Source organism: Desulfitobacterium sp. (genome assembly GCF_034927245.1).
GTDB lineage: Bacteria > Bacillota > Desulfitobacteriia > Desulfitobacteriales > Desulfitobacteriaceae > Desulfitobacterium_A.
Genome location: NZ_JAYFQK010000067.1, coordinates 35,840 through 44,950, shown reverse-complemented (window position 1 = coordinate 44,950; position 9,111 = coordinate 35,840). Strand labels below are relative to the sequence as shown.

The following is a 9,111-nucleotide window of genomic DNA, read 5'->3' as shown; positions in this document are numbered from 1 at the left end:
ATGAAGAAGAAATGGGGATTATACCCCCGACTAACATGTCATTCAGTAGGAACATTAAGACCTGGATCTGGATTATCCTCATTTTTCCACTTTAGCAGGTATAGAGGACTAAATTTAACTGCTTTCAGCAGTCAAATCATTTCTACAATTTATAATTCTTAATTCTCAGTTAGGTGAGGCTCCTGTATAAACAAAGGCCACTGCCCGGAAATGTCGAGAGACGCCAAGGGGTAGAACAGGTATTACCGGCATAAGGTTTTACTTAAGGTGGCTGAGTAAGCTCTACGTTATGCAGTGCTAAAGCTCAACGAGTTAGGGAAGGTTAAATATGGCGCTTTCCTCTTTTGCGTGCTGAAGCCTTCTAATTTAGAAGGCTTTTTTAATTTGCTTAGATTAAATGGGAAGGATATAGGAGGTGGTTATGATGGATTCTGGCCCTAGTCAGAGACGGTTAAGATCGGTTATAAGAGACATTACAAGTGAATTACAGGGAGTTGATTCCCGGTTCGAGGGGGTCAGACTCCGGAGCTAGAGGAGGAGGAAAATGGGTGAAGTCAAGATTCTTAAGGAATTTTATTTTAGCCAAGTTCTAAATAAACCTATCGTTGATGTTCAAGGGCGAAAAGTAGGCCGGGTCAAAGATATGGTCATGCGTTGGGATAGTTTGACACCTCATGTTACAGCGATTAAGGTGGCTAAAGGGGTCCATGAGATGATCCCAATTGACCGGGTTTCTTCAATAAACCCCCAAGAAATCAGATTGTCGGTTAATTACAGTCCCGACATTACTGTTCCGCTTCAAGAAGATGAAACGTTTATTGGGAAATGGTTATTGGATAAGCAAATTATCGATTTGAAAGGGTCAAAACTTGTTCGTGTCAATGATTTAGCCCTATCTTGGGTTACTCGTAATCATAAGCAAATATTAGTTTTGGCGGCAGTCGATATTGGCATAAGGGGTTTGTTCCGACGTTTAGGAGCAGAGTTCTTTGTGCGTAGAATGAAAAACAATTTCCTCAGTTGGCAATATATAAAGCCTTTGGAAAGTCGCTCTTCCGCTTTGCAGCTTACTCGGGGAAAGGAGCAGCTTCGAGAGCTTCATCCTGCCGACGTTGCGGATTTGTTAGAAACCATGGGATATAAAGAAAGAACGAATTTAATTCATACTTTGGATTCGCAGCAGGCGATCGATGCCTTGATAGAAATGGAACTTGAGGCTCAGGTTGAAGTCATTAACCAATTGGACGAAGATACCGCGTCCGATCTTTTGGAAGAAATGCCGCCGGATGAGGCTGCGGATATTTTAGGAGAACTCTCGATTGAGAAATCGGAGACGCTTTTAAGATTGATGGAATCTGAGGAGGCAGAAGATGTTCGTGAGTTGATGAAGTATGAGGAAAATACGGCCGGTGCGTTAATGACGACGGACTATATCGGTTTCCCGCTTCATCTGACGGCAGGGGAGGCTATTGATAAACTTCGTGAGCTGGCCCCGGATGCCGAGATGATTTATTACGTCTATGTTGTCGATGAAAAAGAAACTTTGGAGGGCGTGCTTTCTTTACGTGAATTGATTATTGCCCGGCCATCAACGCAGTTGAAGGATATCATGCATAAAAAAGTCGTCAAAATCCACCCTCTAGAAAATACAGAGAAGATTGCCGATATTACGAATAAGTATGGCTTGCTTGCTTTGCCGGTCGTGGATGAAGATCAAAAGATGCTCGGTATTATTACGGTGGATGATGTTTTAGAGTTGCTGATTCCTGAACGCGGGAAAAATGAGTTTGATTCCTGGTTTGCTGTCCGGAGAAGACAAACGAAAAGGGGGCAAACCGAATGACCTTGAGAAGTAGATTGGCCCTCTTTTTATCGGTAATGGGACCGGGAATTATAACCGCTTTTGCCGATAATGATGCCGGCGGAATTGCCACGTATGCCTCGGCGGGCGCAAAGTACGGATATGCTTTAATCTTTGTAATGATCATAAGTACTGTGTTTTTAGTCATTGCTCAAGAAATTTCTGCCCGAACCGGAGCAGCAACCGGTCGCGGCTTAGCCGACCTGATTCGTGAGCAATATGGCGTTCGTTGGGCCTTGTTTGCTATGTCTGTTTTAATGGTCGCGAATTTGGGTACGACAGTATCCGAGTTTTCGGGAATCGCTACCGCGTTTGAAATTTTGGGTGTCAGTAAATATATTTCTGTTCCTCTGGTGGCTTTCATTATTTGGTGGTTAGTTATTAAAACAGGCTATGAAAAGATTGAGAAGATCTTTTTTATGCTCTGTTTAACCTTTTTTAGCTATGTCATAGCAGGTGTGATGGTGAATCCCCCCTGGAAAGAGGTGATGATTCAGTCCATCACGCCGACCTTTTCACCTTCCCCTGATTTTCTCCTGCTGGCCATTGGGGTGATTGGGACCACGATTACGCCGTGGGGGCAGTTTTTTGTCCAGGCTTCGGTTGTTGATAAAGGGATAACGGCGAAAAATTATCGGTATACCCGTTGGGATGTCTTGATTGGTTCTTTCTTCACCGGATTTATCGCTTTCTTTATCATCGTGGCAACGGCGGCAACGCTCTATGCTAATCATATTCCGATTGAAACAACTAAGGATGTCGCTCTGGCTTTGAAGCCGTTAGCCGGGGAATATGCAAGTTTACTCTTTGGGTTCGGGCTTCTTGGAGCATCGGTCTTAGCTGCTTTTGTCCTTCCGCTCAGCACTTCCTATGCCGTTTGCGAAGCATTTGGTTTCGAACATGGAATCAGTAAATCTTACCGTGAGGCCCCATTCTTTTTTGGCCTTTATACGGTGATCATTATTCTGGGGGCGGCAATTGTGCTTTGGCCGGGTCTCTCTCTTTATCATGTTTTGCTTTTTACGCAAGTCATCAACGGGGTGCTCCTCCCGCCGATTCTCATTTTTATGGTGCTTATCGCCAGCAAGAAAAGTATCATGGGCGAGTATGTGAATACACCTTTCTACAATGGAGTGGCCTGGATTTTCACGGTAATTTTAATCGGATTAACGCTGCTTCTACTAGTTTCAACGCTGTTTCCGGGGTTGACAGCTGGGCTTTTTAGTTAAGTTTGGCTCTAATCCGCTAATGAAGGTATGATAAAAGCACCGACATTCTCAAGTGAAAACGCCGGTGCTTTTATCATTATGTCTAAAGTAAGTGATTGAAGCATGAATTCTTCGAACTGAAGACTCATGCTTTTTTATTAAATGAGAGACTTACTGACAACTTTAACTGACAACTTCAATTGGCACTCTCTTGATTAATTCTATTTAAAGTGCTAGAATGTACTTAGTTGTTAGCACTCAATCGAGATGAGTGCTAACAACTATCTTCTGTTAAGCATATGAGAAAGGAGGAATCAGCTTTTATGTCAATTTATCCATTACCTTCTGTTCGTCCTGCTCGCCCCAAAAGAGTGGGAATTGGTTTTTTTACAGGCCGGGCCGTTTTCCCGACATTGCTTCAGTTTTATGCCCGGAATTGGAAATACGGGCAGTTTGCCGACAAAGACAAATTCAGTTTAAATCTTTTTATTGCCTATGATACAACGTATAACGGGGTGGGTCCTGAAGTTTTTAGGAACTTAGATCGTGAAATATTAGACATGGTTGAGGCGGTTTACTTTATTGATGATATGGAGATTGATGAAGCGATCCTTGAGCTGGAAAGACATCACATCGCCAATCCGGTAAGAACCCGGCAAGTTTTAGGCAGGGGCTACGCCAAACGCAGAAATGCCATTGTCTATTCGGCCGTTAAACATAAAATGGATTATCTTTTATTTATTGATGATGATGAGTATCCCTTAGCTGCGTATGACTACAGTGGTCAAATATTCTGGCAAAGACAGGATATTTTAGGGACGCATCTCAATTATTTGGATCAAGCCGATGTAACGCATGGTCATCATTGCGGTTATATTTCTCCTATCCCTGTTTTACAAGAGGTAGATCGTGCGGCAAAAGATAATTTGGGTTGTTTCTTGAAAGCCGTAAGCAATGATATTATTAGTGTTGAGGCAGTGGCCGATCGACAGGCAAGAGGTGGAGTGGATTACGCAGATTTTGAAACAGCCGTAGGCAGTCCATATCTTGTTGAGGAAAACCGAGGCCTTAAATTTATCTCCGGTTCAAATCTCGGCTTTAACTTGTCAACATATTATGAAAATAAACCCCTGCCTCCGTTTTATAACCCGGAAGGAGCCCGCGGCGAGGACACTTTTTTAAGTGCCTGTTTAGCCGATTTTAAAGTGCTTAAAGTTCCGTGTTACGCTTTTCATGATGGCTTTTTGCAATATGATAAAATATTGCAGGGGGTTTTGCCTGTTCAATTAAAGGCTGTTTTATGGAAACAACCGGCGATCATCCGTCGCTTTTATAAGGCCTGTTTAGGATGGATTCGCTATAAACCGCTTTTACTCTATCTGACGGACCCCAATCATTTTAATTCGGCAGTGCAAGAAGTTCGTTCTAATCTGGAAAAATCCGTTCCGACCCTAAGCAGGACTTTTCAATACGATTTTTCGCCTCTGATCCAAGAATTTAATGCTTATGTCAGTCTTGTATCTGTTCATTTCCGGGAATTTCTTCAGTGCCAAGATATTTGGAAGACAATTTGTCAATATGCTGCTGCTTGCGAATTCCCACCGGAGCAAACGATGGGTAAGAGGGAAAAATGTCTCCTCAGCAGCTGATTATCCGTTAATAAAGGTTATGACAAAGCACCGGTATTCTCATGTGAGAACGCCGGTGCTTTTACTATTATGTCTAAACTTAGGTTCTAAATAATATAATTCATGCGTCTTGCACCATAATCCATGATTTTATAACTCAGTTTAAGCTTTCCTTTATTATCTGATGTCACATGCGAAAGTTCTATCATGCCACTCGCTTTTAACGAAAGGAGGCAGTTTTCGACGCCTTTTTCGCTGACACTTCGATCTAAAGGGTATTCCTTTTTGAGAATTTCCAATATTTCTTGATTGGATAGTTCTTCATTTTCGTAGATTGCTTGAACTACTCTAAATTTTACGGGCATCTGACTCATGGTGGACCTCCATATCAGCTTTTTACCATATCAGCTTTTTAAATGAACTAAATCTTTAGGATTACCGATCGTAAGAATTGTACCTATGGTAATAATGACAACTCCGATTATCAGGTTCGGCTTTATTTGTAAATTATTTAATAACCACCCGAAGAATACAGACCATAAGGCATAGGTTACGTTTAGACCCATCGCTCTGCTCACTCCGGTCATATTCATCGCACGATACCAAGAAAAAATGGAAATTCCACCAATCAAGCCGATCATAGCAATGTACCAGCCGGAGGGTGTTGCTAAAGCAGCAAAAAGAATCTGGTAAGCTGTCCTTCCGCATAAAGGAATTATGACAAAGATATAAACAAAAAACGAAGTCGCTTCTCTGATCCCGATGGCAATATCCGAATCGACTAAATCCATCCCATAGGTTGATATAACCCCTTCTATTGCCCAGCCAATGGCTGCAACCGCGGCAAATCCAAGACCGAGATAAAAGTTGGGATTGTTTGTCCCTTCCGGCGGGGTAAAGCCAACAATAAATGAGCCAATAATGGCAAATGCTATGCCGGTCCACACGCGGAGTGATATTTCCTCTTTAAGAAAAATAAATCCTAAAATAGCACCTATAGCCGGATAAGCTGCAGTAATTGCCGCGGTATAGGAGGCACCCGCGAAATAAATGCCCAGCAAATTGCCGGACGAAGCAATGGGACCACCCAAGATAGCGGCTAACATGATCATTTTGGCGGGCTTAGTCTTTAAGGTGCGTGCATAATCACGCCATTTTCCGTTAATGACATTATTTATAAATAACCATAGTGCGGCAAAACCATCATGCAGACAGGCTCCAACTAAAGGAGCGGCAAATAGGCTCATATTGTTTGTGAATGGTGCTAAACCTAACACCATCCCCATTAATACCCCGTCTAAGCCCCAAGCAGCACCCGCTAATAATCCGCTGTTAATCCCCTTTTTGGCAAAGTTTAGGTCTCTCTGTTGCAAGAATAATCGTGTTTGTTGATCCATTTGGATAAGACTCCTAAGATCTATTTGGTCCTTATGAGAAATATTTTACATAATCAAAGTGAAAAGTAAAATACCAAGTTCGTATACCCCCTATAACTTTTAAGTTTCTATCGGATCAACTTTTGGAACGAAACTTTTTACTGTGTTTTCTTGCAACATGTTGATTTTATAATTTTAATAAATTCTTTCTCGACCATCGATAGATGATGACGGTTTAACCATATTAAGATAATGGAAACTTCCAGGTGAGCATCTTCAATCAGCATCTTTTTTATGTTACTGGTTTTAACAAATTCATCAGCCATAAATTTAGGGACGAACGCAATAATATCACCGGAAGTTAATATTTTTTCCACCATTTCAAGGTTATCCACTCGATAAGAAACGTTCAAATTACCATATTTTCTTAATAGGCTGGATACCCCGCAATCGGTAATGTATTCCGTATTGTAGAGAAGTATGGGCATGGAAAGTGCCTTTTCCAAAGTCATTGTTTGTAAATCCATAGCAATTTTGCGATTTCTTCCGGTGATGATTACGAATTCGTCTGTGAATAATTCGTGATAGTTAATATCCTTAGATTTTTGAACGGCATCAGTATTTAAAATAATACCAAAATTGGCTTTGCCGGATTCTACATCCCTTAAAATATTGTTTGACTCTCCGACTTTCAGGAGAGCATTGACTTTAGGATGATTATGCTTAAAGGTCGTTAAAATATCAGGCATTATCGTAATATTAACGCCGGGTTCGACAGCAATAGAAATACTTCCATTAAGCTCAATGGAGTTAATGTGCGCTATGGATTTGATTTCATCGACTGAATTCAGAACTTCTCTGGCTTTTACAATAATAAGTTCGCCGATTTCAGTGAGCTGGGCACCCGAATTTGTCCTTTTTAACAAAACGACACCGAGTTCATCTTCAAGTTTATTTAGCGCAGAACTAAGAGCAGGTTGAGAAATGTGAATTCGTTCGGCTGCAAGAGAAATGGATTCCGATTCATTGACCGCAACAAGATACATGAGTTGTTCAAGACGCATAATCTTTCCTTCTCCCATATAAGCATATCTAATCCATCTTTTTTTAATTATATATTAGTATTGTCAGTTGAGCTAAATAAAGTTTTACCAAACCAGATTAAATTAATTATACGGGGCATAATCACGATGTATTTTACAGCTAAACATCGGATGATTATAATTTGCGTGTAAGTACAAGTGATAACAAGAACAATACGGTACCGCGGAGCCGAATTGTTCAATGAGGAGGAATGTCAAGTTATATATCTGGTATCGCCGTCTCAATAGAAAAAATAGAACTTATAAATTTAATCAGTTTTGAAGAAGCTAAAATCGGATAATTTAGGGGGATTGTTCAATGTCCATTGGTAAAGATGAAAAGCCAATTTATGCAAAAGTCAACCACCCTGTGTTTTGGGTTTCCGTTATAGCCTGCTTTCTTGTCTATGGCCCTATGATGATATTCCAAAATGCGGCCCAAGAACCCGTGAATAAGGCAATACACTTTATCACGTATAATACGGACTGGCTTTGGGAATTTGTTATTTTCGGGTGTCTAATCTTTTTAGCTTGGTTAGCCATGGGCCGCTATGGCAATGTAAAGTTAGGGGGCCCGGATGATAAACCGGAATTTTCCACATTTACTTGGATATCAATGATGTTCTGTGGAGGGTCAGGTGCGGCTCTTGTCTACTGGGCATTGATCGAGCCGATTTCCTACTTGCAGGCTCCGCCGTTTTGGATTGAACCCTTTTCACCACAAGCTGCCCAATATTGCTTGGCCTATGGAATTTTTCACTGGGGTTTTAGTGCTTGGGCAACCTTTGCTGTTCCGGCCGTCGCTTTTGCTTACATGTATTATGTCCGCAAGAAACCCTATCTCTATCCAAGTTATGCCTGCCGCGGGGTAATCGGAAAAGCTGCTGACGGATGGTTAGGAAAATTCATTGATGCCATTGTCATCGTGGGTATGGTCGGAGGGATGGCCACATCATTGGGCTTTGTTATTCCCATGTTATCCAAGATCTCAGCCGATTATTTCGGGATTGCAGATAATATCCAATTTAAACTTATTGTTTGTGTGCTTTTCTCCTGTATCTATACCTGGAGCTGTTACCATGGTCTAAAAGGCGGGATTGCCAAGCTCGCTGATATGAACATGTATTTAACCTTTATTATTCTTGGGTTTGTAATGATTGTTGGGCCAACCACCTTCATGTTCTCTTTATTTGGCGATAATATCGGTGTGCTCCTTCAAAATTTCGTGCGGATGAGCTTCTATACCGATCCGATCACTAAATCAGGATTCCCTCAAGACTGGACTGTCTTCTATTGGGCATGGTGGCTTGCTTGGGCAATTTATGTAGGCCTTTTCGCAGCCCGGATTTCCAAGGGACGTACGATTCGCTCGCTCATTCTAAACATGATTTTCTCAGCGACCATAGGTTCTATGCTTTTCTATCTTGTCTTTGGAAGCTATCAGGTCGATGCCATCCTTAACCATGGAGCTGATCTTGCCGCAATTCTTAAAACGCAAGGCGGTCCGGCCGTTGTTTCTGCGTTCTTGAATACACTTCCCTTCTCTAAGGTCGTCATTCCTTTCTTCATTTTTGTCATGGCGATTTCCCAGGCTACCGGGGTAGATGCGGCTTCCTTTACCATGGCCAACATGGCGTGTTATGAAGTAAAAGACGGCGTTGAACCTCCGAAATGGATTCGGCTTTTCTGGGCAGCGATGCTGTTCTTCTCAACAGTCGCCTTGCTCCTCGTCGGAGGGATGCAAGTTGTTCAGCTATCCTCTGTCTTGACAGCGGTACCGGTACTATTCCTGCTGATTATTCTCGCGATTTCCACGGTGAAATGGCTGCGTGAAGATTTTGGATATGCACGCCCCCTAACTACAGACAAATATGATGGCGAAATTGACACAGTTAATGCGGAATCGATTCCCCAAGCCAGTAAGTAAATTATTCGAAGCAGAAGAGGAGTGACATG

General features: G+C 41.9%; 7 protein-coding genes and 1 riboswitch. Of the genes, 4 read left to right on the top strand and 3 right to left on the bottom strand.

Annotated features, from left to right (window positions below):
* Positions 1-158 precede the first annotated feature (158 nt).
* A riboswitch (M-box (ykoK) riboswitch) is annotated at positions 159-323 on the top strand.
* A 221-nt stretch (positions 324-544) separates the two neighbouring features.
* The 3 genes from VB077_RS15510 to VB077_RS15500 all read left to right on the top strand — a co-directional run bounded on the left by VB077_RS15510 (position 545) and on the right by VB077_RS15500 (position 4,718).
* Complete coding sequence (locus VB077_RS15510; protein ID WP_323416165.1) at positions 545-1,843, top strand: magnesium transporter MgtE N-terminal domain-containing protein; 1,299 nt, start codon at positions 545-547, stop codon at positions 1,841-1,843.
* Entirely contained in the window at positions 1,840-3,090 is a 1,251-nt protein-coding gene (locus VB077_RS15505) for an Nramp family divalent metal transporter (RefSeq protein ID WP_323416164.1), read from the top strand. Before VB077_RS15510 ends, VB077_RS15505 begins: the two co-directional genes overlap by 4 nt.
* A 302-nt stretch (positions 3,091-3,392) precedes the next feature.
* The gene (locus VB077_RS15500) at positions 3,393-4,718 is read left to right on the top strand and encodes a hypothetical protein (RefSeq protein ID WP_323416163.1); all 1,326 of its coding nucleotides are present in this window, start codon (positions 3,393-3,395) and stop codon (positions 4,716-4,718) included.
* 86 nt (positions 4,719-4,804) lie between these two features.
* On the opposite strand, the gene VB077_RS15495 is transcribed toward VB077_RS15500, so the two are convergent.
* From VB077_RS15495 to VB077_RS15485, 3 genes are all read right to left on the bottom strand, one after another.
* Positions 4,805-5,071 carry a hypothetical protein gene (locus VB077_RS15495; protein ID WP_323416162.1) on the bottom strand — a complete coding sequence of 89 codons (267 nt, stop codon included), beginning with the start codon at positions 5,069-5,071 and terminating at the stop codon, positions 4,805-4,807.
* A 30-nt stretch (positions 5,072-5,101) separates the two neighbouring features.
* On the bottom strand, positions 5,102-6,094 hold the full coding sequence (locus tag VB077_RS15490) for a DMT family transporter (RefSeq protein WP_323416161.1): 993 nt from the start codon (positions 6,092-6,094) through the stop codon (positions 5,102-5,104).
* Between the two features lie 137 nt (positions 6,095-6,231).
* Positions 6,232-7,137 carry a LysR family transcriptional regulator gene (locus VB077_RS15485; protein WP_323416160.1) on the bottom strand — a complete coding sequence of 302 codons (906 nt, stop codon included), beginning with the start codon at positions 7,135-7,137 and terminating at the stop codon, positions 6,232-6,234.
* Positions 7,138-7,474: 337 nt separating this feature from the next.
* Between VB077_RS15485 and VB077_RS15480 the strand changes: the two genes are divergently transcribed.
* On the top strand, positions 7,475-9,082 hold the full coding sequence (locus tag VB077_RS15480) for a BCCT family transporter (protein WP_323416159.1): 1,608 nt from the start codon (positions 7,475-7,477) through the stop codon (positions 9,080-9,082).
* Positions 9,083-9,111 lie beyond the last annotated feature (29 nt).

Coding starts and splice junctions, on each gene's coding strand:
- VB077_RS15510 (WP_323416165.1), top strand. CDS start 545: ATGGGTGAAGTCAAGATTCTTAAGGAATTTTATTTTAGCCAAGTTCTA.
- VB077_RS15505 (WP_323416164.1), top strand. CDS start 1,840: ATGACCTTGAGAAGTAGATTGGCCCTCTTTTTATCGGTAATGGGACCG.
- VB077_RS15500 (WP_323416163.1), top strand. CDS start 3,393: ATGTCAATTTATCCATTACCTTCTGTTCGTCCTGCTCGCCCCAAAAGA.
- VB077_RS15495 (WP_323416162.1), bottom strand. CDS start 5,071: ATGAGTCAGATGCCCGTAAAATTTAGAGTAGTTCAAGCAATCTACGAA.
- VB077_RS15490 (WP_323416161.1), bottom strand. CDS start 6,094: ATGGATCAACAAACACGATTATTCTTGCAACAGAGAGACCTAAACTTT.
- VB077_RS15485 (WP_323416160.1), bottom strand. CDS start 7,137: ATGCGTCTTGAACAACTCATGTATCTTGTTGCGGTCAATGAATCGGAA.
- VB077_RS15480 (WP_323416159.1), top strand. CDS start 7,475: ATGTCCATTGGTAAAGATGAAAAGCCAATTTATGCAAAAGTCAACCAC.